This window comes from Comamonas sp. lk, from assembly GCF_900564145.1.
Lineage (GTDB): Bacteria > Pseudomonadota > Gammaproteobacteria > Burkholderiales > Burkholderiaceae_C > Comamonas.
In genome coordinates this window covers 77,937-103,923 of sequence record NZ_UOOB01000002.1, presented here as the reverse complement: position 1 = coordinate 103,923, position 25,987 = coordinate 77,937, and the positions used below count along the sequence as shown (strand labels likewise).

Sequence of the window (25,987 nt, the reverse complement as noted above, 5' to 3'; positions counted from 1 at the left end):
GTCGAGGAATTTCATGCGCTGCTCGCTATGGCTTTTGATGTTGCGTTCAGAACGTGAATTCGGCCGTCAGATCAAGACGGCGTCCCTCGCCCGGATAGGCCTGGGAGGCCCTGGCGTTCGACACTGCCGAGTAGGTATAGAGCTTGTCGCCCAGATTGCGCACCGTCAGGCGGTAGGTGCTGCCGGGCTGGGGGCGCCAGCTCAAAGCCGCATCCCAGACGGTGTAACCGCCGCTGACGGCCGTATTGGCGTTGTCGGCAAAACGGCTGCCCACGGCGCGCGCGCCCAGCGAGGCCTGCCAGCGGCCGATGCTGCTGTGGGTGGTGTAGTGGGCCCACAGATTGGCGGTGTTGCGCGCTACATTGCTGGGGCGATTGCCGGAGCGGTCGGCACCGCCGGCTTCGATCAGCTGGTCGTATTTGGCATCGACAAAGGCGTAATTGCCTTCCAGGCGCCAGTTGGGCGACAGGCGCAGCACGCTGCTCAGCTCCAGGCCTTGCGAATGCTGCTTGCCGCCTTGCACCGACAGCAGGCTGTTGTTCGGGTCGCGGGTGATGATGTCTTTCTTCTCGATGCGGTAGGCCGCTGCCGTCCACTCGCCCAGACCCTGGCCGAACTGCTGCTTCAGCCCCACTTCGATCTGGCGTGCCGTGGTCAGCTTGTAATCGCGATTGGCGAGATTCAGCGTCAGCACATTGGTGACCGGGTCATGGCCCTGGGAGACCTGGCCGTACAGGCTGGTCTGCGCATTGAGCTTGTGCGTCAGGCCCAGGCGCCAGGCGGTGCCGCCCAGGTTCTTGCCAAACGAGCCGGTTCCTATCAGGTCGCTCCTGTTGAAGTCCGTCAGATCGCGGCGTATGCCGGCCAGCAGCAGCCAGCGCTCGCTGAGCGTCCAGGCGTCTTCGGCATAAAAGTCGTGCGTGGTGGCTGCCGTGGTAAAGCGCGGGATCATGGCGCTGCTGTTGTCCCAGCCGTGATAAACGGCATCTACGGGCATGGTGGTGGAGTAATCAAAGCCGGACGAGGCATAGCCAAATTTGGCTCGGCTCACTTCCCAGCCCACGACCAGCTGGTGGGCGCCGGCCTTGAGCTTGGACTCCAGGCGGTTGCCGGTCTGCTCCAGATCGTGTGTCAGCTCGATATAGTCGCTGCGGGTAATGGTCTGGGCCACCGGGTTGTAGCGGTAGGCCTCGATGTTGCGCCAGTAGCGGTCGGCCTTGAAGTGATAGAGCTCGTTGCTCACACTCCACTGCTCGTTGATCTGGTACTGCGCCCGGGCGCGCACGCGCTTGTCCTTGATGCGGATGTCGCTGTCGTCGGCGTTGAAGTTGCGGCCCAGCAGCTCGGGCACGATGGAGCCGTTGATAGTGGGCGTGCCGAAGTAGCGGGCAGGCTTTTCGTCACTGACATCGGCCAGCAGCTCCACGCGTAGCGCTGCCGTGGGTTGCCAGCGCAGGGTGCTCATCAGCTTGCCGCCGCTGGCGCGGCTCATATCGTGCTCGCCGTTGGTGTAGTGACCGTAGGCATCCACCCGGTAGCTCAGGGTCTCGCTGATTGCGCCACCCATGCCCAGTCCCAGCTTGGCCGAACCGTGCGAGCCGGCGCCGACCAGCACCTCACGCACGGTCTCGCGCGTGGGCTGCTTGCGCACCACATTGGCCGTGGCCCCCACGGTACCTGAGCCATAGACGATGGAGGCCGGGCCACGCAGCACTTCCACGCGCTCATAGCCCCAGCTGTTGGCGGGGTAGGGCGTGGTGGTGGAGGCAACGCCCAGGCGCACGCCGTCTTCCGCGATACCCACGGAGTTGGTGCCGGTGAAGCCGCGCGTGCTGAAGGACAGGCTGTTGTAGCTGGTGGCCGACAGCGGCGTCATGCCCACGGTGCGGCCGATGATGTCAGCCATGCGCGAGTCGCCGCGCTCCTGCCAGGTTTCGCTGTTCACCTGGTCCAGGCTGGCGGGAAGGTCGAGCGTGGTGATGCCGGTGCGGCTGCCGGAGGTGGACGGCAGGGACAGGCCCAGTCCGCCTTCGGGCGATGCCGTGACATGGACGGCGGGTAGGGTGATGGCGGCTTCGGACGCGGGCGTGCTGGCATCGCTGGCCAGGGCCGGTGTGGCGGACAGCGCGCTCAGGCAGGTCAGGAATGCCGCAGCAGCGATGGGATGGAGAAAAGGGGCTCTGGCTGCAAAGTCAGGGTGGTTCATGGAGGTCAACAAAGTGCTGACCATCTGCCTGCAGGTGACATGCCCAGGCCTTGCTGCAGCGCTTTTTGACCGCCGGGCAGGCAAGCAGCCACTTCTGCTCCCCGCAGACGGTCGTTGCAAATACCGCACGCCGGGGGCTTCCCCAGGGGTACGGTGCTCAACAGGCCGGTATCCGGGCTCGCAGATGGCGTGATGCCTGCCATTTCACCTTCCCAATGTCGCCGCGCACCTCGCTGGGAGGCCACGTAGGACATCAGTGGTTTGCCCCTGGGGGCGTGGAAATGGTTTATCTGCTGACCGTTGCGGGGGCAGCCAGGGATTTGCACCCTGTTCCCGTTGAACCCTTGGCCTAAGAACGTGTTTACGATCTCCTCGGCGCCGCGCCAGTACCTTTGCGGGATGGGATGCTAGGCGCGATACCACAGCAATAGCCGTGCTATTGCGAGGATTCGCAACACCGCAGAGCGCCCGCAAAGGCACTGGCCCAAAGGGTTGGGGCGAAATCGGGCGATTTCTTCGCGCTGCGGCTGGCTTGCACCCCGGTGCAAGCGGCACCACATCGCTTCGAACTCATCCCGATTGCGCCTCAACGCGGCTGCGTAGAGATCGTAAACACGTTCTAAGCCTGGGCACCTGTTGTCGCGATGAAGGGGCTGGCAGCGGCCATGCATGGCCAGCCGGTCAACCCGCTTCAAAACGGGCGCAGTATAACGTGTTGGCCTGTGGCGAGACGCGGCTGCGCTCGCCGCCATTCAATCGGCAGGTTCGTCGCCCAGCGCGGCGTCTGCAGCCTTGCCCACGCCTTTGCCCACGATCTTGACCGTGCCAATCGCTGCATCGGCGGCCAGACCCACGGCACCTGCGGTGATGCTGACGGCCGTGCCCGCCACGGCCACCACGGCGCAGCCGGACAGGGACAGCAGGCATAAAAAAGCCCCTGCAAGCCATGGCCTGCAGGAGCTCGACAAAGCATGCCCCAGCGAGGAGACACCGAGCCAGAGCCTAAGGCGGCCCCGCCGCCTCGCGGCGAAGGTGTCGTCCCCCTTGGGGGAAGGCGCAAAGCGCCTCAGGGGGGATGGCATCAGTGAATCCGCATGCCGGGGGCGGCGCCGGGGAAGGGTTCCAGCACATAGATGCCGGGGTTTGCCTTTTCGTCGGCATGGCTGGCGGCCAGCACCATGCCTTCGGAGAGGCCGAACTTCATCTTGCGCGGGGCCAGATTGGCCACCATTACCGTCAGCTTGCCTTGCAGCTGCTCGGGGCTGTACATGCTGCTGATGCCGCTGAACACATTGCGGGTCTTGGGCTGGCCGTTCTCGTCCTTTTCGCCCACATCCAGCGTCAGCTGCAGCAGCTTGGTCGAGCCTTCCACGCTCTTGCATTCGAGAATCTTGGCAATGCGCAGATCGACCTTGGCAAAGTCGTCGATGCTGATGGTTTCGGCCAGCGGCTCGCCGCCCGGGGCGTTGGGGTCGATCACGGGCTCGGCCTTCTTGGCCGCTTTTTTCTCGGCCTTGGCAGGAGCGGCAGCAGCAGGAGCGGCCTGACCGGTGGGAGCTTCAAACAGTGCTTCCAGCTGCTTGGGATCGACGCGCTGCATCAAATGCTTGTACTCGCCGATCTGGTGGCCTTCGCCCAGGGGCTTGGCCACATCGCCAAAGCTTTCGGGCGGCACGATCAGGAAGTTGGACACTTCGGCGGCCACGCTGGGCAAAATGGGCTGCAGGTAAATGGTCAGAATGCGGAAGGCTTCGATGCAGGTCGTGCACACATCGTGCAGGCGCGCTTCCATGCCTTCCTTCTTGGCCAGCTCCCAGGGCTTGTTGGCATCCACATAGCTGTTGACGCGATCGCACAGCAACATGATCTCGCGCGCGGCGCGGGCCGTGTCGCGGGCCTCGTAGGCGGCAACGATGGCAGCTTGTTGTTCGCGCAGCGCCGCCAGCAGGGTCTGGCCGTCTTCGCTGACCTGGGCCAGCTTGCCGCCAAAACGCTTGGTGAGGAAACCGGCGGCGCGCGAAGCGATGTTGACGTACTTGCCGATCAGATCGGAGTTGACGCGCAGCATGAAGTCTTCGGGGTTGAAGTCGATATCTTCGTTCTTGCCGTTGAGCTTGGCGCCCAGGTAGTAGCGCAGCCACTCGGGGTTCATTTGCAGCGACAGATACTTGAGCGGATCCAGGCCCGTGCCGCGGCTCTTGCTCATCTTCTCGCCGTTGTTGACGGTCATGAAACCGTGCACGCAGATCTTGGTTGGCGTCTTGCGGCCGCTGAACTTGAGCATGGCCGGCCAGAACAGCGTGTGGAAAGTGATGATGTCTTTGCCGATGAAGTGGTACTGCTCCAGATCGGGGTCGGCCATATAGGCGTCAAAGTTCTCGCCACGGCGGGTCAGCAATTCCTTGAGCGATGCCAGATAGCCCACGGGCGCATCCAGCCAGACATAGAAGTACTTGCCCGGAGCGTCGGGAATCTCGATACCGAAGTAAGGCGCATCGCGCGAGATGTCCCAGTCGCCCAGGCCTTCGCTGGTCGTGCCATCGGGGTTGGTGCGCACGCCAAACCATTCCTTGATCTTGGCGGCCACTTCGGGCTGCACATGCTTGCCGTCCTGCGTCCACTCGGTCAGGAACTCCACGCAGCGCGGGTCCGAGAGCTTGAAGAAGAAATGCTCCGAGCTCTTGAGCACGGGCTTGGCTCCCGACAGGGCCGAGAAAGGGTTGATCAGATCGGTGGGCGCATAGACCGAGCTGCAGACTTCGCAGTTGTCGCCGTACTGGTCCTTGGCGTGGCAGCGCGGGCACTCGCCCTTGATGAAACGGTCGGGCAGGAACATGTTCTTCTCGGGGTCGAAGAACTGTTCGATGGTGCGGGTTTCGATGAAACCGGCGGCCTTGAGGTCGCGGTAAATCTGCTTAGACAGCTCGTGGTTTTCCGGGCTGTCGGTGTTGCTCCAGTTGTCGAAGGCGATATGAAAGCCGTCGAGGTACTGCTTGCGGCCAGCGGCAATGTCGGCCACGAACTGCTGGGGCGTCTTGCCGGCTTTTTCGGCGGCAATCATGATGGGCGCGCCGTGGGCATCGTCGGCACCGACGAAGTTGACCGCATTGCCCTGCATTCGCTGCGCACGCACCCAGGTGTCGGCCTGGATGTATTCCATGATGTGGCCGATGTGGAAGTTGCCGTTGGCGTACGGCAGGGCGGTGGTAACGAAGAGTTTGCGTGCGGTCATGAGGGAACAGCTTTCACAGAGAGCCTGCCATTTTAGGAGGCCTTGGCACCGGGGCGCGGCAGCGGGTCTTGGTGTGACTCGCTGGTTGGATTGGTTGCTATTTAATTAATAGCTTCAAGCGCATGATACATATGCGCTTGAAGCTTTATTTATCTGAAATCATTCAGATCCGGTTGGCGTAGAGTCTTATCGCTCTGACGGGCCTTTGTGGCGATACATGTCCTGATCGGCCAGTTTGAGCAGGCTTTGCGCATCCTGCGCATCACGCGGGTACAGGGCCTGGCCCACGGAGATACCAACGGTCACGCTTTCGCCCTCGGGAATGCCCTGCAGCGTGGTCAGGGGTTGTTCCAGCGAGGCTTGCATCTTGGCTCGCACGGCTTGCACCCGCTCCTCGTCGCTGACGCCGCGCAAAATGATGACGAACTCGTCGCCGCCCAGGCGGGCAATCACATCATCCTCGCGCAGCAATTGGCGCAGGCGCAACGTGACTTCGGTCAGGGCCAGATCGCCGTTGTCGTGGCCCCAGCGGTCGTTCAGGGGCTTGAAACGGTTCAGGTCCACAAACAGCAGGGCAAACGGGGCGGCGCTGGTCTGTCCTGCGCCGGGGCGGGTGAGGGTGGCCAGAATGTGCTGCAGCGCGCTGCGGTTGCTGGCGCCGGTCAGCGGGTCGGTAAACAGGCTGTTGCGCATGCGCTGGAAGTTGTCGGCCAGTTCGCCAATTTCATCGCGGCGTTGCAGCGCAATCGGGGTGTCGATTTCGCCCTGGCCCACGCGGCGCACGGCTCGGGTCAGCGAGCGCATGTCATTGGCCACGGTGCCAAAGATGCGTGTGCCTATCAGCGTGGCCACGATCAGCGCGACCAGGCCCAGGCCGAACACCATGGCCATATGGCGGTAAACGCCGGCCAGAATGTCCTGATGCGGCACGGCCACCACGGCCGTCCATTCAAGGCCGGCGCCGTCCGTCACGCGGCGATAGGCGATGCGGATCTGGTGGTGCTGGCCATCGTCGAGCAAGGCGGTGCGCGGCTGCGTTCCGGCTTCGGCGCTATGGGGCAGCGTTTTGATTTCTTCATAGACGGCCAGCGTGAGGGCGTCGCCGCTGTTGGCGGCGGTCATGCGCTCGAGCTTGCCGTCGGCTGTGGCCCGGGTATTGCTCAGGCCCGATGCGGCAATCAGCTCCCCGCCGGGCTCCATGATGAAGGCGCGGCCGTTGGGTGTGAGCTGCAACTGGCTGACAAAGCCATTGAGTGCGGCCAGCGATATATCGGTGGCCACCACGCCTTCGAACTGGCCCGAGGCAGACAGCACGCGCCGCGCGCGGGTGATGACCAGATCCTTGATGCCAAAGTCGATATAGACCGGAGTCCAGATAGGGGCCTGCGTCTTCTGGGCCAGCTGATACCAGGGGCGCTGGCGTGGGTCGAACAGCTTGGTTTCAGTGGATTCAAAGACCGGATGGGCGTTGATGCCATCGAGGCGGTAGTAGCTGCGCATTTCCTCGGCATAGGTTTTCAGGCGCAGCTGTGCCTGTGTGCTGTCCAGGCGCTTGAGGCCCATGCCTTGTCCGGCCTGGTTACCGTAGTACACATAGTTGTTGGGCGGGTTGTGCAGCGAAGTGGCAATCCACAGCCGGGTTTGCAAGGCCTGCAGCTCGTCGCGAATATCGAGGGGGGCGTGCATGCTCTGGGGAAAGGTCGCCTCCAGCACGGCGGCAGAGCCATGCATATGTCGGTCAATGGCCTGGGCAATGCGCTCGGCTTTTTCCTCCATCACCTGCTCGGACAATGTGGCCACGGTCTGGCTGCCGGTCCAGTACCAGAGCATGCCCAGCGCCGCGGTGAGCAGGGCGATCAGGACCACAAAGGGCAGGATCAGGGAGAGCTTGAGCGAGGTCGAACCGCGCGCTTTAGAGGGAGCAGGTGTGGGCGATGGGGTCACTGAGCGGGCGCTTGGCTGGCCCTTGGAGGGGCGCGTGGAAGAGAGAAATCAGGGAATATCTTACTTGCTGGAAGGGTTTTTTTACAACCCGGCATGCGCGGCCTGCTTCTCCCAGCCCATGAAGACGGCAATTTCGTCGCGCCGCGCCAGCGCATCTTTGCGGCCCAGGGCCAGCAGCTCGCGGGTATAGCCTTGCTCGAACAGCAGATAGCTGGCCAGGGCGCCATCGCGCTGCGTGCTGCCGTTGCCGCGCACGCCCAGCGTGTTCAGCAGCACGCGCACGGAGCGGGGCAGCTTGTCGATATGGCGCACGGCAATATCGTCAATGGGCTGTGTCGGCGTGATGGCCAGCAGTTCCACGGGTTTCAGGCGGCTGTGTATGCGCTCGGCAGGCGAGATCAGGGCCAGCGTCTGGTTGATGCGCTCGGCACGTTCTATGTCCACGGCCAGCGTGTCCAGAAAAATACTGGACAGGGCGTGGCCCGCCACCTGGGCCAGCGAGGGATAGCTGGCGTCCGGCAAAGGCCCTTGGGGCGCGGGTTCGCGCCTGCGCCCCGCACCCACGACCAGGATTTTCTCGGCCCCCAGGTGAATGGCCGGAGCCAGCGGTGCCGTCTGGCGCATGGAGCCGTCGCCAAAGTATTCCAGGCGTCCGTCCAGGGGCAGGGCTACGGCTGGAAAGATGAAGGGCAGGGCCGAGGACGCCAGCAGGTGCGCGCGGGTCAGCTGGGTCTGAACGGCCTTGCGCTGGTCGCGCACCCAGGGGTCCAGCCCATTGCCGGTTTGAAAGAAAGTGATGTGCTGCCCGCTGCTGTAGCTGGAGGTGGTGATGGCCAGGGCATGCAGATGTCCGCCGGTGATCATGGCGGGCAGGCGCTCGAACGGCATCAGCTCGCTGGCCATCAGGGCTTGCAGCGGAGCGTTATCGAGCAGGGAGCGCGGGTGCATGCGGCCCCAGCGCGCCATGGCCCAGCCCAGGGAGAGCAGCGTCATCCAGCGGGCGCCGCTGCGCAGCATGCTCAGCGAGTCGGCCTTGTAAATCTGCTCGGTATGCAGATTGCGCCAGACCTGCACCATCTGGCGCACCGCATGGTCAAAATGATCGCAATGGCAGGCCAGGGCTGCGGCATTGACGGCACCGGCCGAGGTGCCCGCCAGGATGGGAAAGGGATTGGGCGCGTGTTGCTGGCCGCAGGCCCGGCGTATCTCGGCTATGGCTTCCAGCACGCCTACCTGATAGGCCGCTCTCGCCCCGCCGCCGCTGAGCAGCAAGCCCGTACGCGCTGCGGGCAGGGGGGAGGGAGCGAGCGAAGCGGGGGGAGTAAAGGACGCCGTGGCACTCATGGCCTTGAGTGTGCCCGGCTGGCTGCGGTTTGTGTGTGGCAATCTTCCCCTAGATTGCCGGCCGGTCTCGGCGGGCCGGCGCCCGGCGGACGGCTGCCGCCGCCGGGAGGGAGAAACGGCCGGGCTTTACTTGGCTTTGGATAGCAGCAAGGCTATTTCCGCAGGGCCCAGCACGGCGATCTGTTGCTGCTTGGCCCAGGCGGCGGCGTTTTCGGTCAGCGGCTGCAACGTGACGTACACGGCGTGGCTGGCTTCCAGCTTTTGCTGCTGTGCCTGCAGTTCGCGCAGAGGCTCCAGCCCTTGATTGGCAGCTTTCCAGCGCTTGGCCTGCACCACCGTGGTCTGGCCCTTGCGCGTCAGGCGCAGGTCGGCACCGTTCTGGTTCAAAAATTCCACACCATAGCCTTCGGCTTGCCAGCCAGCGGCCAGACGCTGGGAGAACTGTTTCCAGGGCAGGGCGGCGCATTCATCGAGCAATTGCTGGGCCTGGGCGGCACTGGGTGCGCGCAGTTGCTTGTAGACGGCGATGCAGCCGACGATGAAAAACGGAAAAGCGCCCAGGGCTGCAAACGGAGCGATGTCCTTGGGGAATGCGGCAAACGAGATCAGGGCCACGGCGGCGCAGATCGCAAAGCTGATCCACCAGCGCGAGCGCATCAGGATTGCGAACAAGGAGTTTTCGGCCATCTTCAATTTCACGGGCTGTCTCTCTAAATATCTGTGGGGGGAACGCAAAAGGCCGCATTGTCACCTGTGCACAGGGGGCAGGGCAGCTTGGATAGACTATCTGCCATCCGATGAACCTCTAAAAGCAATGGCCGTTACAGAACAAGCTCTACTGACCGCGCTGTCCAGCGTGCTCGATCCGCATACAGCTAAGGACTTTGTGAGCACGCGAGCCGTGCGCAATGTGCAGATTGTGGGTGATGACGTCTCGTTTGACGTGGAAATGGGCTATCCAGCCCAAAGCCTGCAGCCCGCTTTGCGCAGCCAGCTCATCGCGGCCGCCAAGACGGCGGCTGGCGTGGGCAATGTCAGCGTCAATATCTACACCAGGGTGGCTGCTCACTCCGTTCAACGCGGCGTGCAACTGTTGCCCGGCGTGAAGAACATCATTGCCATCTCCTCGGGCAAGGGCGGCGTGGGCAAGAGTACGACCACGGCCAATCTGGCGCTGGCGCTGGCCGCCGAAGGTGCGCGCGTGGGCATTCTGGATGCCGATATCTACGGCCCCAGCCAGCCCATGATGATGGGCGTTTCCGGCAAGCCCCCGAGCACCGACGGCAAGACCATGGAGCCGCTGGAGAACTATGGCGTGCAAGTCATGTCCATCGGTCTGCTGGTCAGCAACGACCAGGCCATGATCTGGCGCGGCCCCATGGCCACCCAGGCGCTGGAGCAGATGCTGCGCCAGACCAACTGGAAGGATCTGGACTATCTGTTCGTCGACATGCCACCGGGCACGGGCGACATCCAGCTGACCCTGGCCCAGCGCGTGCCAATGACCGGCGCCGTGGTGGTGACCACGCCGCAGGACATCGCGCTGATCGATGCCAAAAAAGGCGTGCAGATGTTCGAGAAGGTGGGCGTGCCCATCCTGGGCCTGGTGGAAAACATGGCGGCCCATGTCTGCACCAACTGCGGCCATGTGGAACATATCTTCGGCGCCGATGGCGGCAAGAAGATGGCGACCGAGCAAGGCATTGACTATCTGGGCGCTTTGCCTTTGTCGCTGCAGATCCGTCTGCAGGCCGATAGCGGCAAGCCCACCGTGGTGGCCGAGCCCGAGAGCGAAGCGGCCCAGATCTACAAAAAGGTGGCTCGCGATCTGGCGGTGAAGGTGGCGCTCAAGGCCAAGGACTTCTCCAGCAAGTTCCCCACGATCACGGTGAGCAGCAACACCTGATGAACCTGCTGACCTCCATGCGTTATCTGGTGGCGCTCAATGAGCACCGCCATTTCGCAAGGGCGGCGCAGGCCTGTCATATCACGCAGCCTGCACTGTCCAACGCGCTCAGAGCGCTGGAGGCAGAGTTCGACGCGGTCATCGTGCGGCGTGGCCGCGTGTTTGGCGGTCTGACGCCCGAAGGCGAGCAGGTGCTGGCCACGGCGCTGTCCATGCTCAAGGCAGAAGAGGCTTTGCGCCAGGACCTGAGTCTGGGGGGCGGTCAGCTCAAAGGCCGCTTGCGCATGGCCGCCGTGCCTACGGCCATGCCCATGCTGACCCGCTTTGCCGCGCTGCTGCGCGCGCAGCATCCGGGTATCACGCCCATGGTGCTGTCCATGAGTTCGCTGGAGATTGAAACCGGGCTGGAAGACCTGTCGCTGGATCTGGCGCTGGGCTACAGCGATCGCTTGCTCGCACGGGACAGCGCCCGTATCACCGTCTGGCCGCAGTACCTGGAGCATTACTTTCTGCTCAGTCCTGCGACTGAAAAATCAAGTCAAAAATCCGTCAAGTGGTCGCAGGCGGCCAAGCTGCCGCTATGCCTTTTGACACCTGACATGCACAACCGCCTGATCGTGGACGATAGCTTCAAGGCTGCGGGCTGCGAGGTTAGCGCCGCCATGGAAACCAATTCCGTGCTCAGCCTGATGATGGCTGTCAGCGACGGCGGTCTGCACAGCGTGCTGCCAGGCGCCTTGGTTGCCACCTTGCCCGAGGCCGCTGCACTGAGCGTACGCCCGCTGATAGCGCCCCAGGTGCAGACGGCGATTGCCTTTCTGACGCAGCCCCGGGACACCGCCACCCGCGCTTTGCTGGCGGCCATGGCCCTGATGGAAACCGCACAGTGGCGTGAGCAATGCACGCGCTTTGCCGGGGCGGTGCGAGACCGCACTTGATTCACCAATTGAATCAGCCCATAGCGCTAAAGAATTTGACGGGGTAAGCGTACAGGGCTGAAATGGGGTCAGAGACACAGGCGCTGCAGCGCCTGCATAAAAAGGTCGCCCCATGCCCCATGAAAAAACCGTGTCGCTGGCTCAGCTTGCGTCGCACAAGCTGACTGCCCAGCAGTCAGACATTCTGAACCGCGCTCTGGAACGCCATGCCGGCGAAGCCGGCAGTCTGCTACCCCTGCTGCATGCCGTGCAGCATGAGCTAGGTCATATTCCCTACGCCGCCGTGCCTGTCATCGCCCAGGCGCTGAATCTCTCGCGGGCCGAAGTCCATGGCGTGGTCAGTTACTACCCACATTTTCGCGAGCAGCCCACGGGCAAGACTCTGGTGCAGGTTTGCCGTGCCGAAGCCTGCCAGTCGCGCGGAGCCGATGCCTTGCTGGCCCATGCCGAGCAAGCGCTGGGCTGCAAGTCCCATGAAACCCGCGCCGATGGCGCTGTGACCCTGGAGCCCGTGTACTGCCTGGGCCTGTGCGCGCAGTCGCCGGCCATCATGGTCAATGAGCAGCAGGTGCACGGCCATATGACGGCGGCCAGCTTCGATCAACTGGCGGCGCAGTGGTTGCAGCCGGGTGTTGAAGAAAAAAGGGCTGCAGCACAGGCAAATCATGCGCAAGAAGCTATCAATTCAGGATCAATTCGTGTCTATGTGCCGCGCGACGCAGCAGCGCTGGCCGTGGGCGCGGATGCCGTGGCCCAGGCCTTGCAGCGCGAATGCGCGGCACGCGGCCTGACCATCGATCTGGTGCGCAATGGCTCGCGCGGCCTGCTGTGGCTAGAGACGCTGGTCGAGGTAGAAACCGCCAGCGGCCGCGTGGCCTACGGGCCGGTTACGGCCGCCGATGTGCCGGCTTTGCTGGATGCCGGCCTGCTGCAAGGCCAGCCGCATGCGCTTTGCCATGGCCTGACCGAGCAGATTCCGTATCTGGCCCAACAGGAGCGGCTGACTTTTGCGCGCGTGGGCGTGATCGATCCGCTGAGCCTGGCTGACTATGCCGCCCATGGCGGCTGGCAAGGTTTGAAGGCCGCAGCAGCCATGGCACCTGAAGCCGTGGTGCAGCAGGTACTGGATTCCGGTCTGCGCGGCCGCGGCGGTGCGGCGTTTCCGGCGGGTATCAAATGGAAGACGGTGGCCGCAGCTGCAGGCTCACAAAAATACATTGCCTGCAATGCCGACGAAGGCGATTCGGGCACGTTTGCCGATCGCCTGCTGATGGAAGGCGACCCCTATTGCCTGATTGAAGGCATGGCGATTGCGGCACTGGCCGTGGGCGCTACCCAGGGCTATATCTATGTGCGCAGCGAGTATCCTCATGCGATTGCCACGCTGAACGAAGCCATTGCCCGCGCCAGTGCTGCGGGCTGGCTGGGCGGCAATGTGGCGGGCAGCGGCAAGGCGTTCGAGCTGCAGGTGCGCAAGGGTGCTGGCAGCTATGTGTGTGGCGAGGAAACCGCCATGCTGGAGAGCATAGAAGGCCGGCGCGGCATTGTGCGCGCCAAGCCGCCGCTGCCGGCCATTGAAGGCCTGTTCGGCAAGCCCACGGTGATCAACAATGTGATCACGCTGGCCACTGTGCCCCTCATCCTGGCCAAGGGGGCAGCGTTCTACCAAGGCTATGGCATGGGCCGCTCGCGCGGCACCTTGCCGTTCCAGATCGCGGGCAATATTGCGCGCGGCGGGCTGGTGGAAAAAGCCTTCGGCCTGAGCCTGCGCGCGCTGGTCGAGGACTTTGGCGGTGGCACGGTCACGGGTCGGCCGATCAAGGCGATTCAGGTGGGGGGGCCGCTGGGCAGCTATGTCGCATCTGCCGACTGGGACGATCCGCTGGACTACGAAACCTATGCGGCCAAGGGCAATGTGGTCGGCCATGGCGGCCTGGTGGTGCATGACGATGCGGCCAATATGGCTCAACTGGCGCGCTATGCCATGGAGTTCTGTGCCATCGAGTCGTGCGGCAAGTGCACGCCTTGCCGCATAGGCTCCACGCGCGGGGTGGAGGTGATCGATCGCATCATCACGAATACAGGCGCTGTGCATGCCGCCAATGTGGCGCTGTTGGAGAGCCTGTGCGACACCATGGTCAATGGCAGCATGTGCGCCATGGGCGGGATGACGCCTTATCCGGTGCGCTCGGCGCTCACCCACTATCCGCAGGACTTCGGTATCGAGTCCGCATCGGCCGCCATGCCCGTCTGAGGAGAGAACACCATGTTGGAACATTTGAAGCACACCGATTTTGGGACTCCCGCCAGTCTGGCTGAAGAACTTGTCACGCTGCAGATTGACGGGCGTGAAGTCACCGTACCCAAGGGCACATCGCTGATGCGCGCTGCCGTGGATGGCGGCATCAAGGTGCCCAAGCTCTGCGCCACCGATTCGCTGGAGCCCTTTGGCTCCTGCCGCCTGTGTCTGGTGCAGATCGAGGGGCGCAAAGGCTATCCTGCGTCCTGCACCACGCCGGCTGAGGCCGGCATGAAGGTGAAAACGCAAAGCCCGCAGCTGCAGGAGCTGCGCAAGGGCGTGATGGAGCTGTATATCTCCGACCATCCGCTGGATTGCCTGACCTGCTCATCGAACGGCGACTGCGAGCTGCAGGACATGGCGGGCGTGGTGGGCCTGCGCGAAGTGCGCTATGGCATGGACGGCGCCAACCACTTCAAGGGCGAGGCCAAGGCCGAGGTCGATACCTCCAACCCCTATTTCAATTACGACCCCAGCAAATGCATTGTCTGCAACCGCTGCGTGCGTGCCTGTGAAGAGACGCAAGGCACGTTTGCGCTGACGCTTTCGGGGCGCGGCTTTGAATCGCGCATCACGGCAGGCCAGGGCGATGACTTCATGGCCAGCGACTGCGTGAGCTGCGGTGCCTGCGTGCAGGCTTGCCCCACGGCCACCTTGCAGGAAAAGACCGTGGTGGAGCTGGGCCAGTCCGAGCACAGCGAGATCACCACCTGTGCCTATTGCGGCGTGGGCTGCGGCTTCAAGGCCGAGATGAAGGGCGAGCAGGTGGTGCGCATGGTGCCGTGGAAGGACGGCAAGGCCAACGAAGGCCATGCCTGTGTCAAGGGCCGCTTTTCCTGGGGCTATGCCACGCACAAGGACCGCATCACCCAACCCATGATTCGCGCCAAGATCACCGACCCCTGGCGTGAAGTGAGCTGGGAGGAGGCGATAGGCCACGCGGCCAGCGAGTTCCGCCGCATACAGGCCAAGCATGGCAAGGATGCGATTGGCGGCATCACCTCCTCGCGCTGCACCAACGAGGAAACCTATCTGGTGCAAAAGCTGATCCGTGCGGCTTTCGGCAACAACAATGTGGACACCTGCGCCCGCGTCTGCCACTCGCCCACGGGCTATGGCCTGGGCCAGACCTATGGCACTTCGGCGGGCACGCAGACCTTCAAGTCGGTAGAGCATTCCGACGTGATCATGGTGATTGGCGCCAACCCCACGGCGGCGCACCCGGTGTTTGGCTCGCGCATGAAAAAGCGCCTGCGCGAAGGTGCAAAACTCATCGTCATTGACCCGCGCGAGATCGAGCTGGTCAACTCGCCCCACATCAAGGCCGATTACCACCTGCAGCTCAAGCCCGGCACCAATGTGGCCATGATCACCGCGCTGGCCCATGTGATCGTCACCGAAGGCTTGCTGGCCGAGCCCTACATTGACGAGCGCTGCGATGCCAAATCGTTCGCGCAATGGAAAGCCTTTGTGGCCAAGCCCGAGAACTCGCCCGAAGCCATGGCCGAAGTCACCGGCGTAGCGCCCGAGCTGGTGCGCGGTGCAGCGCGCCTGTATGCACTGGGCAGTGCGGACCATCCTCAGGGCAAGCCTGTCAATGCCGCCATCTACTACGGCCTGGGCGTGACCGAGCATGCCCAGGGCTCGACCATGGTCATGGGCATTGCCAATCTGGCCATGGCCACCGGCAACGTGGGCCGTGAAGGCGTGGGCGTGAACCCGCTGCGCGGCCAGAACAATGTGCAGGGCTCCTGCGATATGGGCTCCTTCCCGCACGAGCTGCCCGGCTACCGCCATATCTCGGACAGCATCACGCGCGCTCAGTTCGAAGGCGCCTGGGGCGTGTCCTTGAGCCCGGAACCCGGCCTTCGCATTCCCAATATGTTCGAGGCGGCGCTGGCCGGCAGCTTCATGGGCCTGTACTGCGAGGGCGAGGACATTGTGCAGTCCGACCCCAACACCCAGCACGTGACGGCGGCACTGGCCAATATGGAATGCGTGGTGGTGCAGGACATCTTCCTTAACGAAACCGCCAAGTACGCCCATGTGCTGTTGCCGGGAGCATCCTTCCTGGAAAAGGACGGCACTTTCACCAATGCAGAGCGCCGCATCTCGCGCGTGACCAAGGTCATGCAGCCGCTGGCCGGTTACGCCGATTGGGAGGTGACGCAGCTGCTGTCCAATGCCTTGGGCTACCCGATGAACTATCAGCATCCGCGCGAGATCATGGCCGAGATTGCCGCGCTCACGCCATCGTTTGCCGGTGTGAGCTATGAAAAAATCGAGCGCCTGGGCAGCGTGCAATGGCCGTGCAACGAAGCCACTGAAGAGGCAGGCACCGACATCATGCACAAGGAACAATTTGTGCGCGGCAAGGGCCGCTTCATCATCACCCAGTATGTGGCGACCGACGAGAAAGTCACCCAGCGCTTTCCGCTGCTGTTGACCACGGGCCGGATTCTGTCGCAGTACAACGTGGGCGCCCAGACCCGGCGCACGCCCAACAGCCAGTGGCATAGCGAAGACCGCCTGGAGATTCACCCCGCGGATGCCGAAGACCGCGGCGTGCGCGACGGCGACTGGGTGGGTATCGAAAGCCGCGCCGGCCATACCGTGCTGCGTGCCACGGTGACCGAGCGCATCCAGCCCGGCGTGGTCTACACCACCTTCCACTTCCCCGAATCGGGCGCCAATGTGATCACCACCGACAGCTCGGACTGGGCCACCAACTGCCCCGAGTACAAGGTGACGGCCGTTCAGGTACTTCCGGTGGTTCAGCCCTCGAGCTGGCAAAAAGACTATGCGCGTTTTAACGACGAGCAGCTGGGCCATCTGGCGGTGGCACAGCAAGCGCCGGAATGGGCAGGAGCCAAGTGATGCAGGCCAATAATCTGATCCACATGGCCAATCGCATTGGCGAATTTTTTGAGGCCATGCCCGAGAGGGAGGAGGCACTGCACGGTGTGGCTGAGCACATCCAGAAGTTCTGGGAGCCACGCATGCGACGGCAACTGGCCCAGGCCCTGCAAGACCCGCAGGCAGTCCAAGCCTTCAAGCCACTGGTCTATGAAGCCCTGCTGCCTCTGGCTGCAGCGTTTGCCGCTGCCGGTACTGCTTGCACGGCCAGCCAGGATGCAGAAAAGACCGCGAACCCACAGAGCTGACCAGCTGCGAACATAGACGAAATCAAGGGCAAGGACAGGGAATGTTGCGCATATTGGGCAAGGCATCGTCGATCAATGTGCGCAAGGTGCTCTGGGCCTGTGCCGAAATGGAAATTGCCTTTGAACGGGAAGACTGGGGCTCCGGCTTCAGGTCCCCCCACACGGCTGAATTTCTGGCGCTCAATCCCAATGCCATGGTGCCGGTCATCCAGGACGGTGATTTCGTGCTGTGGGAGTCAAACTCTATTCTTCGCTATCTGGCGAATCGCTACCACGGTGCCGGCCTGTATCCGGCTGAAGCGAAAGCCAGAGCGCGGGTCGATCAATGGATGGATTGGCAGGCGTCAGACCTCAACAGGTCGTGGAGCTATGCCTTCATGTCCCTGGTCAGGCACTCGCCTGAGCATCAGGACGGGCGTGCTTTGGCAAACGCGTGCCGAGACTGGACGCGGCATATGGAAGTGCTCAGTCGACAGCTTGATTCAACCGGCGCTTACATCGGCGGCGATGTGTTTTCTCTTGCCGACATACCGATAGGTCTGTCGGTCAATCGGTGGTTTGAGACGCCGCTGGCGCATCCATACTTTCCTGCGCTGAGCGATTACTACGAGCGTTTGAGTCTCAGACCTGGCTACCGCCTGTACGGAAGAAATGGAACGCCCTGAAGCCGTGACGTAGGCGCTCTTGGCAGGCTAGGTAATGGCGGTTTGGGCTCATTGCATATGGCTGGGGCAGGTTGGGAATGCCGGCAGTGGCCGTTAAGTTCTTCTATGTCAATGCCTGCTGACCTCAACGTCAGAATTCGGTAGCAGCGCAGCAAAGTCGAATTCCAAGCCTGTGGGGTTTCAGCTCTCACTCTCGGATGTTCAATGCCTCGCCCGCGCAAGGTGTTCAACGACCCAAGAATGATGTCTTCATCCCGCTTTGCGGGATTGACGTTAGAAGTAACGATCCATCGATCGCCATGATCATGGGTGGATGGTCTTCTGAATGCTTTCTTGTGCAATGGAGAGAACAGGCTGGCGCGCCAACTCGATGAAGGCTCGTACGTAGTCGATGGCTGTGTCTGCCTCGCGTGCTCCCAGGAAAATCTGCTTGGCGATGCCGCGCATGCCCAACCGTACGGGCACTATGTCCATCTTGGCCGCGTACTCCTCGACCAGCCAGCGCGGTAGCGCGGCCACGCCCCGACCGCTGGCCACCATCTGCAGCATGATGTCGGTGGTTTCGATGGCCTTGTGGCGCTTGGGCGTGATACCGGCCGGCAGCAAGAACTGGTTGTAGATGTCCAGGCGCTCGATGTCCACGGGGTAGCTGATGAGCACTTCCCGGGCCAGCTGCTGGGGCTTCACATAGGTCACCGAAGCCAGTGCATGACTTTTTGCGACGACCAGCACTTGCTCGTAGTCGAACACGGGCTCAAATTTCAGCCCGGGCTTGAACAGCGGGTCGGGCGTAACCAGCAGGTCGATCTCGTACCCGAAGAGCGCGCCGATTCCGCCAAACTGAAATTTCTGCTTGACGTCCACATCCACGTCGGGCCACGCCGTCAGATAGGGAGAAACCACCTTGAGTAGCCACTGGTAGCAAGGGTGGCATTCCATGCCGATACGCAACGCGCCGCGCTCGCCCTGCGCGAACTGGCCCAGGCGTTCCTCGGCCAGGTCCAGCTGCGGCAGCACGCGGTTTGCCACCGCCAGCAGGTACTGCCCGGCTTGTGTGAGGTGCAGGCTTCGACCTTCACGCAGCCAGATGTCGGTGCCCAGTTGCAGCTCAAGCTTCTTCATGCTGTGGCTCAGGGCCGACTGGGTCAGGTTCAGTACGCCCGCAGCGGCGGTCAACGATCCTTGTTTATCAACCTGCTGAACGATGTTGAGGTGGATGCGCTCAAGCATTCATATGAACCATATTCATGGATTGTTGAAATAAAACCATTTTACGTCATTGATTCTCTGCCCTAGCATTCGTTCCCATTGAGCCAATAAAGACAGAAATGACACGTCCACTTCGTTTAGTCGCAGTTTCCGGCGGACTGCAGCGCCCCTCCAAGTCCGCAGCCCTGGCAGAGCACCTGCTGGACCTGATCGCCGACGAACTCCCGTGCGAACAGCATCTGATTGAATTGGGTCAACTCGCACCGCAACTTGCCGGCGTGGTTTGGCGCTCCCAACTGCCGTGCACCGTGGAGCGAGAACTTGCAGCGGTTGAGCAAGCTGACGTCCTGGTGGTGGTGACTCCGGTCTTTCGCGGCTCCTACACAGGGTTGTTCAAGCACTTCTTCGACTTCATTCATCAGGATGCCTTGATCGACATGCCTGTGTTGCTGGCTGCCACCGGCGGTAGCGAGCGCCATGCCCTGGTGATCGATCACCAGTTGCGGCCGTTGTTCAGCTTCTTCCAGGCACGCACATTGCCGTTGGGCGTCTACGGGACTGACAAGGATTTCGGTGGCTACCGTCCGCAAAACGAAGCCCTGATTGAGCGGGCCAGGCTGGCGGTTCAGCGGGCACTGCCATTGCTTGAATTGGCATACAGGGTCAAGCGCTCTCTGGCCGAAGAAGTGGTTTTGGCCTGAATCAAGAATCGTTCTTTCTCAGAAATTAAGTCACTAGATCGCAATGAACAACGAACTTACCTTCAACCTCAAGAGCATTTGTTTCGATGAGAACTATCAGCCATCGGACGGCACACGCATCACCACCAACTTTGCCAACTTGGCCCGGGGGAAAAGTCGGCAACTGAACCTGCGCAGCACGCTGAGGATGATTGACAACCGCTTCAATGACCTGGCGTATTGGGATAACCCGACGGGAGATCGCTACTCCGTCGAGCTGGAGATCATCTCCGTCGAGATGAATATGGATGCCAAGATCAGCAATGCTGCATTTCCGTTAATCGAGATACTGAAAACCTGCATTCTCGACAAGAAAACGAATAAGCGCATCGACGGCATCGCGGGAAATAATTTCTCCTCTTACGTGCGCGACTACGACTTCAGCGTCTTGCTTGCGGAGCACAACGTCAATCGAGCGGAATTCAGCACGCCGGCCGATTTTGGTGACTTGCACGGGAAACTGTTCCAGCAATTTGTCAACTCGAGCACTTACAAGGGGCACTTCCACAAGTCTCCCGTCATCTGCATCAGCGCCTCGACAAGCAAGACCTATCAGCGAACGGGAAACCAGCATCCTGTGCTGGGTGTCGAGTACCAACAGAATGAGCTGTCCTCCACCGACCAATACTTCGCAAAAATGGGGATGCAGGTTCGCTTTTTTATGCCTCCGAATGGCGTTGCGCCATTGGCTTTCTACTTTCGCGGCGACCTGCTGGGCGACTACAGCAACCTGGAGTTGATCGGCACCATCAGCACGATGGAAACCTTTCAGCGCATTTATCGCCCCGAGATCTACAACGCAAATTCAGCGGCGGGAAACCTCTATCGACCGAGCCTGAAGAATCAGGACTACTCGCTGACGCAAATTGTTTACGACCGGGAAGAGCGCGGCCAGCTGGCTGTGAAGCAGGGGAAGTTTGCGCAGGAACATTTCATCAAGCCGTACAAGAACGTGCTTGAAAAATGGGCTGCCAATTACACGCTCTGACGCCACGGTATCGCTCCGCAAATCGGGGCAAACGCTCCCGAGGCATGCACGCCACGCCCTCTCATTGTTTAAAAGGAATCCTAAGATGTTTGAAACTTCCATCGCCGGCAGCCTGCCGAAGCCAGCCTGGCTGGCTGAAACCAACAAGCTCTGGCCTCAGTGGCGGGCTGAAGGCGATGCCCTTCTCCAGGCCAAGGCCGACGCAACCCTGCTATGGATCAAAGCCCAGGAAGACGCAGGCCTGGACATCGTGTGCGACGGCGAGCAATCGCGACAGCACTTCGTGCACGGCTTCCTTGAGCAGGTTGAGGGCATTGACTTCGAGCACAAGGTGAAGATGGGCATCCGCGACAACCGCTACGACGCGATGGTGCCGCAGGTGGTGTCAGCCCTGCGCCTGAAGGGCCGCGTGCATGCCTTCGAAGCACAGCTGGCGCGTGCGCACACGAAGAAGAAGCTGAAGTTCACCCTGCCCGGTCCTATGACCATCGTCGACACCGTGGCGGACCGCTTCTACGGTGACAAGGTGAAAATGGCATACGCCTTTGCCGAGTTACTCAACCAAGAGGCCTTGGCGCTTCAGGCCGACGGTGTAGACATCATCCAGTTCGACGAGCCCGCCTTCAATGTCTACATGAAGGATGCCGCCGACTGGGGCGTGCAAGCGCTCGAGCGTGCGGCCCAGGGCCTGACCTGTACGACGGCCGTGCACATCTGCTACGGCTATGGCATCAAGGCCAATACCGACTGGAAGAGCTCCCTGGGCGACGAATGGCGCCAGTATGAGACGGTGTTCCCCGCACTCGCCCGTAGCCGCATCGACCAGGTGAGCCTGGAATGCATCCACTCCCACGTGCCGCCCGACCTGATGAAACTGCTGGCTGGCAAGGACGTGATGGTTGGCGTGATCGACGTTGCCAGCGATGTGGTCGAGACTCCCGAGGAGGTGGCTGACACTATCGGCAGGGCGCTGGAGTTTGTGCCGAAGGAACGGCTGTTCCCATGCACGAACTGCGGCCTGGCGCCGATGGCGCGGGATGTGGCGTGGCGCAAGCTGCAAGCGCTGGCAGAAGGCGCAAGGCTGGCAAAGGAGCGGTTGACCACGGCGTGACGTATCCCGCGCCTTCTGGATCGAACAGACAACCGAAGATTGCTGGAGGTCTCAAGGACTGTTGTGCGCTATGTATGGCTAATCGATGGCAGTAGCTGGACCAACGTGATGATGGGATGACAGACCACAAGCGCTGGAAAGCGGTACTAGAGTGATAGCACGCGAACGCCTGCAATGAATCTATGACTTCCAATCACATCAAACCGAGAAGAAGCGTTCAGAGCAGCTGAATCGGGTCAGTAGACCGCACCTCCGCATCAATCAGCAGGCGTTATTTTCGAATGGCGTCGCTCCTCACCGCCTGCAGCACGCCGGTGCAGGCATCTTCGACCAGGTCCAGAACATGCTCGAAGCCTTTGTTGCCGCCGTAATAAGGATCAGGCACCTGGGTGTCGGAAAAGTTCTGGCAGAAGTCGGTCAGGCGGTGCAGCCGTGGCAGATGCTGCGGCGGGCAGAGCTTGCGGGCGGCAGTCTCGTTGCTGCTGTCCATGACCAGCACCAGATCGAAGTCTTCAAAATCCTGGCTGCTGAGCTGGCGTGCGCGCTGCTGGCTCAGGTCGTAGCCACGGCGCATGGCGTGCAGCTGGCTGCGGGCGTCGGGTTCTTCGCTGGCGTGATAGCCATGGGTGCCGGCGGAATCGACCTGCACGCGCCCGGCAAGGCCGGCATCGGCCACCATTTTTTCCAGCACGCCGTGGGCGGTGGGGCTTCTGCAGATGTTGCCCATGCAGACCATGAGCACGCGCAGCGGAGCGTTGCCGCTCTTGCGGGCCAGATGGCTGAGGTCAGGTGCTTGGCGGTGATTTTTGCTCATGATTGAATAGCTGGTTGCGTAGGCTATTCAAGCACAAACCAGCACAAAACCCTGAGATTTCCATCTCAGGGTTGTCACTTGGCGCTTATCGAATTGGATAGTGGCTTGCGCATGAAAAGCCTGCGTTGCAGGGCTTATTCAATTCAAAACACAGGTCGGTACTGCGCAAGCTGCTCATCAATCAGGAGCCGCCTGCGCAGAGCGCAGGACGCCGCAACCGCGTTGCCGCGATCACTCCCGCAATCACTCCCGGAATCACTCGGCCGTGATGTGTGCGCTTTTGACGATCTCTGCGTAGCGCGCCTGCTCCTTGCGCACAAACTGGCCGAAGTCGGCTGCGCTTTCCTTGCCGCTGGCGGCGATGGCGCCTTGCTCGGCCAGCTTGGCCTTGACTTCAGGCGAAGCCAGCACGGCATTGAGCTCCTGATTGAGCTTGCCGATGATGGGTGCCGGCGTGCGGGCCGGGGCAAATATGCCGGCCCAGGAAACCATCTGGTAGCCCTTGAGTGAAGCAGTCTCTGCTACGGTGGGAACGTTGGGCAGCTCTGGCAGGCGGGCGGCCGAGGTGACGGCCAGAGCCTTGAGCTTGCCGCTTTGAATTTGCGGAATGGCGGTCACGCTGATCAGCATGGCCAGATCCACCTGGCCGCCGACCACATCGGTCACGATCTGGCCGCCGCCGCGGTAGGGCACGTGTACTAGCTTCATCTGGGCGCGATCGCTGATGCGGGCCATGGCCAGATGCAAGATGGTGCCAATGCCCGAGGTGGCATAGCTGATCTTGTCGGGCTGCTTTTGCGCCAGCGCGGTTAGCTCTTGCAGATTGTTGGCCGGCAGATTGGCGCGCGCCACCAGAATCATGGGCGCGGTGTTGACCATGGCTACGGGTGCCAGGTCCTTGAGCGCGTCGTAGCGCACGGCGGCGGGGTTGACCAGCTTGGCAATGGCGATGGGGCTGTCGGCGCCCATGATGAGGTTGTAGCCGTCGGCTGCGGCATGCACGCCCTTGTTCACGCCCAGGGCGCCGCCGGCGCCGGCCACGTTGTCTATCACCACCGACTGGTGCAGGCGCTCGCCCAGCTTTTGCGCGATCAGGCGTGCCGTCACATCCACGCTGCCGCCCGCGCTAAAGGGCACGGTGAGGATGATGGGGCGGGCGGCGGGCCAGGCAGGCTCGGCTGCCTGGACGAGATTCGTGCCCAGGCCTGCAGCCATGAGCAGCGCGCTGAGGCGAAGAGTGAATTTCATGGAGCGTGTTGGAAGCATGATCAGGCCTGTGCGGTAGAGGGATGGGAAAGGTGGGTGCTGCGCAAGGTATCGAACTCTGCGCTCCACTGGCTGCGCAAAGCGTGTTTTTCACTGTCGCTGATCCAGGCCGCATCAATGCCGTTGAGCATGAAGTCCTTGAGATCGTCAATGGAGAAGCCGAAGTCGCAGACCATCTTGCTCCAGGCCCCCGTGGGGTCGATGTGGTGCAGCGTAGGGTCGTCGGTATTGGGGTGCACGCGAATGCCCATTGCCGGCATGCGGCGTATCGGATGATCCAGCGCCCAGCGCTCTGGAGAGAGCGTGCGCAGGTAATAGGAGTTGCTGGGCACGACGGTAAACACCATGCCCATGTCGGCGCAGCGCTGGGCCAGTTCCGGGTTGTCCACCACGGTATAGCCGTGGTCTATGCGATCGACCTTGAGCACATCGAGTGCGGTCTGCAGATTGTTCCAGGGCAGGCCGAATTCGCTGGCGTGGGCCGTGGTCTTGAGGCCGCCGTTTCTGGCCAGCGCATAGGCATCCACAAACATCTCGGGCGGGCGCTCGTTTTCGCGGTAGTCGATGCCAATGCCCGGCACTTCGTCGTGGCGGTGGGCCAGCATCCATTCCACCATTTGCACGGCGGCAGCGGCCGGTGCTTCGCGGTCGATGGAGGGCACGAGGCGGCCGCGAATGCCGCAGTCTTTTTGCGCATCGGCCACGCCGGCCAGAATGGCGGCTTGCGCGGCGGCATAGCTCATGCCCGAGCATTGCACGGTGCCCGTGGGGTTCCAGAAAAACTCGGCATAGCGCACATTGTGGGCAGCGGCATCCTGCAGGTATTCGTAGGTGATGCGCTGCAGATCGGTGGGCGATTGCAGCAGCCATTCATCCAGCGCCCGCAGCACGCGCAGCACGCCCACGGGCTTTTCGCCACGGGTATAAAAGGCCTCGATTTCCTCCAGTGCCAGCGGTGCCTTGGCGCGTTGCACCAGTTCGATAAAAGTGTTCTTGCGCACCGTGCCCAGCAGATGGCAGTGCAGCTCCATCTTGGGGATGGCGTGGACAAAAGCCGTCAGCTCGGGTGTGGCGCAGGTGGGGGCAGCATTCATGCTCGCCATGGTAGGCGGCGATGCGCTATAAATAAAATGACTTCATTTGATAGGTCTATCGATTGGATTTATGGCAAACCTGCATGCACCCAGTTTGCGCCAGCTGCGCGCCTTTCTGGCCGTGGCGGAAACCGGTAGCTTCAGCCAGGCCGCGCAAGCCCTGTCGCTGACGCAGCCGGCGGTGTCGGCCAGCATTCGCGAGCTGGAGTCTCTGCTGGGCGCCAGACTCATGGATAGAGGCCCTCACCATATGGCGCTGACCGAGGCCGGGCGCACGCTGTTGCACGAGGCGCAGTGGCTGGTGGCCAGCTTTGATCGCGGCGTGGGGCAGATGCACGCGATGCTGGCCAGCGGTCAGCAGACGGTGCGCATTGCCTGCCTGCCCTCGGCCATGCATTTGCTGGCGCCGGTGCTGGCGCGCTGGCAGGCGCAAAACCCGCAGGTGAAGGTGGAAGTGTCCGATCCGCTGCACGAGGAGCTGATTGCCCAGCTGCGCAGCGGAGCCGTGGATATGGGCATCACCACCGAGCTGGATACGCCTGCGCGCCTGCACACCACGGCGCTGGCCGAAGACGAGCTGGTGGTGTTGCTGCCCCCGGGCCACCGCCTGGCGCAGACCGAAGGCCCGCTGCGCTGGAAGGCTTTGCGTGGCGAGCGCCTGGTGCTGTTTGCGCGCGGCAGCACCTATGAGCTGGCCGTGGCCACCTTGCGCCAGCAGCGCATTGCCATGGACGACGCCATGCGCATGCGTTACAGCGAATCGCTTTACAGCCTGGTGCAGGCCGGCCATGCGGTAGGCGTGATCTCGCGCCTGTACACCCAGGGCGTGGCCACGCCGGCGCTGCAGGTGCGCTCGCTGACGGCTCCCGTCATAGGCCGGCGCCTTGCGCTGATGCTCAATGGCGAGCCGGCCCAGCAGCGGGCGGTGGTGGCCCAGTGCCGCTCGTTTTTATGTGAGCAGCTATTGGCCGGGGCGTAGCAGGGGCAGGGGGCAGCAAGCCCGCGCCACACCGTGAACGCTTGGGCTGCTGTTTATCCGGTTTTGGGTGTTGCGCTATGGTCTGACC

Annotated in this window: 20 protein-coding genes and 1 riboswitch; of the genes, 10 read left to right on the top strand and 10 right to left on the bottom strand. The window is 62.2% G+C overall.

Annotated features, from left to right (window positions below; genetic code table 11):
- Positions 1 to 46: 46 nt before the first annotated feature.
- The 6 genes from EAO39_RS19225 to EAO39_RS19200 form a co-directional block, all read right to left on the bottom strand.
- Positions 47 to 2,206: a TonB-dependent receptor gene (locus EAO39_RS19225; RefSeq protein ID WP_120971863.1), complete on the bottom strand. Its 2,160-nt coding sequence runs from the start codon at positions 2,204 to 2,206 to the stop codon at positions 47 to 49.
- 145 nt (positions 2,207 to 2,351) lie between these two features.
- Positions 2,352 to 2,582: riboswitch (cobalamin riboswitch) on the bottom strand.
- Positions 2,583 to 2,958: 376 nt separating this feature from the next.
- On the bottom strand, positions 2,959 to 3,174 hold the full coding sequence (locus EAO39_RS19220) for a hypothetical protein (protein WP_120971862.1): 216 nt from the start codon (positions 3,172 to 3,174) through the stop codon (positions 2,959 to 2,961).
- Positions 3,175 to 3,287: 113 nt separating this feature from the next.
- Positions 3,288 to 5,438 carry a methionine--tRNA ligase gene (gene metG / locus EAO39_RS19215; protein ID WP_120971326.1) on the bottom strand — a complete coding sequence of 717 codons (2,151 nt, stop codon included), beginning with the start codon at positions 5,436 to 5,438 and terminating at the stop codon, positions 3,288 to 3,290.
- Between the two features lie 186 nt (positions 5,439 to 5,624).
- Positions 5,625 to 7,382, bottom strand: a complete 1,758-nt coding sequence (locus EAO39_RS19210) for a diguanylate cyclase (protein WP_240467128.1) — start codon at positions 7,380 to 7,382, stop codon at positions 5,625 to 5,627.
- Positions 7,383 to 7,463: 81 nt separating this feature from the next.
- Positions 7,464 to 8,768 carry a patatin-like phospholipase family protein gene (locus EAO39_RS19205; protein WP_240467127.1) on the bottom strand — a complete coding sequence of 435 codons (1,305 nt, stop codon included), beginning with the start codon at positions 8,766 to 8,768 and terminating at the stop codon, positions 7,464 to 7,466.
- A gap of 84 nt (positions 8,769 to 8,852) precedes the next feature.
- Entirely contained in the window at positions 8,853 to 9,413 is a 561-nt protein-coding gene (locus EAO39_RS19200; RefSeq protein WP_120971324.1) for a restriction endonuclease, read from the bottom strand.
- Between the two features lie 127 nt (positions 9,414 to 9,540).
- Between EAO39_RS19200 and apbC the strand changes: the two genes are divergently transcribed.
- The 6 genes from apbC to EAO39_RS19170 all read left to right on the top strand — a co-directional run bounded on the left by apbC (position 9,541) and on the right by EAO39_RS19170 (position 17,698).
- Positions 9,541 to 10,632, top strand: a complete 1,092-nt coding sequence (gene apbC, locus EAO39_RS19195) for an iron-sulfur cluster carrier protein ApbC (protein WP_120971323.1) — start codon at positions 9,541 to 9,543, stop codon at positions 10,630 to 10,632.
- Positions 10,632 to 11,570, top strand: a complete 939-nt coding sequence (locus EAO39_RS19190; protein ID WP_120971322.1) for a LysR family transcriptional regulator — start codon at positions 10,632 to 10,634, stop codon at positions 11,568 to 11,570. The genes apbC and EAO39_RS19190 overlap by 1 nt, the downstream gene beginning before the upstream one ends.
- A gap of 112 nt (positions 11,571 to 11,682) precedes the next feature.
- Positions 11,683 to 13,824 (top strand): formate dehydrogenase subunit gamma, encoded by a 2,142-nt coding sequence (locus EAO39_RS19185; protein ID WP_120971321.1) that lies wholly within the window; start codon positions 11,683 to 11,685, stop codon positions 13,822 to 13,824.
- Positions 13,825 to 13,836: 12 nt separating this feature from the next.
- Positions 13,837 to 16,746 carry a formate dehydrogenase subunit alpha gene (gene fdhF / locus EAO39_RS19180; protein ID WP_120971320.1) on the top strand — a complete coding sequence of 970 codons (2,910 nt, stop codon included), beginning with the start codon at positions 13,837 to 13,839 and terminating at the stop codon, positions 16,744 to 16,746.
- Positions 16,746 to 17,033 carry a formate dehydrogenase subunit delta gene (locus tag EAO39_RS19175; protein WP_120971319.1) on the top strand — a complete coding sequence of 96 codons (288 nt, stop codon included), beginning with the start codon at positions 16,746 to 16,748 and terminating at the stop codon, positions 17,031 to 17,033. Before fdhF ends, EAO39_RS19175 begins: the two co-directional genes overlap by 1 nt.
- Positions 17,034 to 17,074: 41 nt before the next feature.
- Positions 17,075 to 17,698 carry a glutathione S-transferase gene (locus EAO39_RS19170; protein WP_120971318.1) on the top strand — a complete coding sequence of 208 codons (624 nt, stop codon included), beginning with the start codon at positions 17,075 to 17,077 and terminating at the stop codon, positions 17,696 to 17,698.
- A 303-nt stretch (positions 17,699 to 18,001) separates the two neighbouring features.
- Here the strand turns inward: EAO39_RS19170 and EAO39_RS19165 are convergent, their stop codons facing one another.
- A complete protein-coding gene (locus EAO39_RS19165) occupies positions 18,002 to 18,928 on the bottom strand; it encodes a LysR family transcriptional regulator (protein ID WP_120971317.1) in 927 nt (308 codons plus the stop codon).
- Between the two features lie 98 nt (positions 18,929 to 19,026).
- Between EAO39_RS19165 and msuE the strand changes: the two genes are divergently transcribed.
- The 3 genes from msuE to EAO39_RS19150 all read left to right on the top strand — a co-directional run bounded on the left by msuE (position 19,027) and on the right by EAO39_RS19150 (position 21,746).
- Complete coding sequence (msuE, locus tag EAO39_RS19160; protein ID WP_120971316.1) at positions 19,027 to 19,608, top strand: FMN reductase; 582 nt, start codon at positions 19,027 to 19,029, stop codon at positions 19,606 to 19,608.
- Between the two features lie 43 nt (positions 19,609 to 19,651).
- On the top strand, positions 19,652 to 20,635 hold the full coding sequence (locus EAO39_RS19155; RefSeq protein WP_120971315.1) for a DUF1852 domain-containing protein: 984 nt from the start codon (positions 19,652 to 19,654) through the stop codon (positions 20,633 to 20,635).
- Between the two features lie 85 nt (positions 20,636 to 20,720).
- On the top strand, positions 20,721 to 21,746 hold the full coding sequence (locus EAO39_RS19150; RefSeq protein WP_120971314.1) for a methionine synthase: 1,026 nt from the start codon (positions 20,721 to 20,723) through the stop codon (positions 21,744 to 21,746).
- A gap of 271 nt (positions 21,747 to 22,017) precedes the next feature.
- Here the strand turns inward: EAO39_RS19150 and EAO39_RS19145 are convergent, their stop codons facing one another.
- The 3 genes from EAO39_RS19145 to EAO39_RS19135 form a co-directional block, all read right to left on the bottom strand.
- Entirely contained in the window at positions 22,018 to 22,482 is a 465-nt protein-coding gene (locus EAO39_RS19145; protein ID WP_120971860.1) for a low molecular weight protein-tyrosine-phosphatase, read from the bottom strand.
- A gap of 333 nt (positions 22,483 to 22,815) precedes the next feature.
- Positions 22,816 to 23,808 carry a tripartite tricarboxylate transporter substrate binding protein gene (locus EAO39_RS19140; RefSeq protein WP_120971313.1) on the bottom strand — a complete coding sequence of 331 codons (993 nt, stop codon included), beginning with the start codon at positions 23,806 to 23,808 and terminating at the stop codon, positions 22,816 to 22,818.
- Positions 23,809 to 23,828: 20 nt separating this feature from the next.
- Positions 23,829 to 24,920 (bottom strand): adenosine deaminase, encoded by a 1,092-nt coding sequence (locus tag EAO39_RS19135; protein ID WP_120971859.1) that lies wholly within the window; start codon positions 24,918 to 24,920, stop codon positions 23,829 to 23,831.
- A 70-nt stretch (positions 24,921 to 24,990) separates the two neighbouring features.
- On the opposite strand from EAO39_RS19135, the gene EAO39_RS19130 reads away from it, so the two are divergent.
- Entirely contained in the window at positions 24,991 to 25,899 is a 909-nt protein-coding gene (locus EAO39_RS19130) for a LysR family transcriptional regulator (RefSeq protein ID WP_120971312.1), read from the top strand.
- The last annotated feature ends 88 nt before the right edge of the window (positions 25,900 to 25,987 follow it).

Excerpts from the sequence above, each read along its gene's own strand:
- EAO39_RS19175 (WP_120971319.1), top strand. The coding sequence starts at position 16,746 with ATGCAGGCCAATAATCTGATCCACATGGCCAATCGCATTGGCGAATTT.
- EAO39_RS19135 (WP_120971859.1), bottom strand. The coding sequence starts at position 24,920 with ATGAATGCTGCCCCCACCTGCGCCACACCCGAGCTGACGGCTTTTGTC.
- msuE (WP_120971316.1), top strand. The coding sequence starts at position 19,027 with ATGACACGTCCACTTCGTTTAGTCGCAGTTTCCGGCGGACTGCAGCGC.
- EAO39_RS19200 (WP_120971324.1), bottom strand. The coding sequence starts at position 9,413 with ATGGCCGAAAACTCCTTGTTCGCAATCCTGATGCGCTCGCGCTGGTGG.
- EAO39_RS19145 (WP_120971860.1), bottom strand. The coding sequence starts at position 22,482 with ATGGTCTGCATGGGCAACATCTGCAGAAGCCCCACCGCCCACGGCGTG.
- fdhF (WP_120971320.1), top strand. The coding sequence starts at position 13,837 with ATGTTGGAACATTTGAAGCACACCGATTTTGGGACTCCCGCCAGTCTG.
- EAO39_RS19155 (WP_120971315.1), top strand. The coding sequence starts at position 19,652 with ATGAACAACGAACTTACCTTCAACCTCAAGAGCATTTGTTTCGATGAG.
- EAO39_RS19225 (WP_120971863.1), bottom strand. The coding sequence starts at position 2,206 with ATGAACCACCCTGACTTTGCAGCCAGAGCCCCTTTTCTCCATCCCATC.
- EAO39_RS19150 (WP_120971314.1), top strand. The coding sequence starts at position 20,721 with ATGTTTGAAACTTCCATCGCCGGCAGCCTGCCGAAGCCAGCCTGGCTG.
- EAO39_RS19185 (WP_120971321.1), top strand. The coding sequence starts at position 11,683 with ATGCCCCATGAAAAAACCGTGTCGCTGGCTCAGCTTGCGTCGCACAAG.
- EAO39_RS19170 (WP_120971318.1), top strand. The coding sequence starts at position 17,075 with ATGTTGCGCATATTGGGCAAGGCATCGTCGATCAATGTGCGCAAGGTG.
- EAO39_RS19165 (WP_120971317.1), bottom strand. The coding sequence starts at position 18,928 with ATGCTTGAGCGCATCCACCTCAACATCGTTCAGCAGGTTGATAAACAA.
- metG (WP_120971326.1), bottom strand. The coding sequence starts at position 5,438 with ATGACCGCACGCAAACTCTTCGTTACCACCGCCCTGCCGTACGCCAAC.
- EAO39_RS19190 (WP_120971322.1), top strand. The coding sequence starts at position 10,632 with ATGAACCTGCTGACCTCCATGCGTTATCTGGTGGCGCTCAATGAGCAC.
- EAO39_RS19140 (WP_120971313.1), bottom strand. The coding sequence starts at position 23,808 with ATGAAATTCACTCTTCGCCTCAGCGCGCTGCTCATGGCTGCAGGCCTG.
- EAO39_RS19130 (WP_120971312.1), top strand. The coding sequence starts at position 24,991 with ATGGCAAACCTGCATGCACCCAGTTTGCGCCAGCTGCGCGCCTTTCTG.
- apbC (WP_120971323.1), top strand. The coding sequence starts at position 9,541 with ATGGCCGTTACAGAACAAGCTCTACTGACCGCGCTGTCCAGCGTGCTC.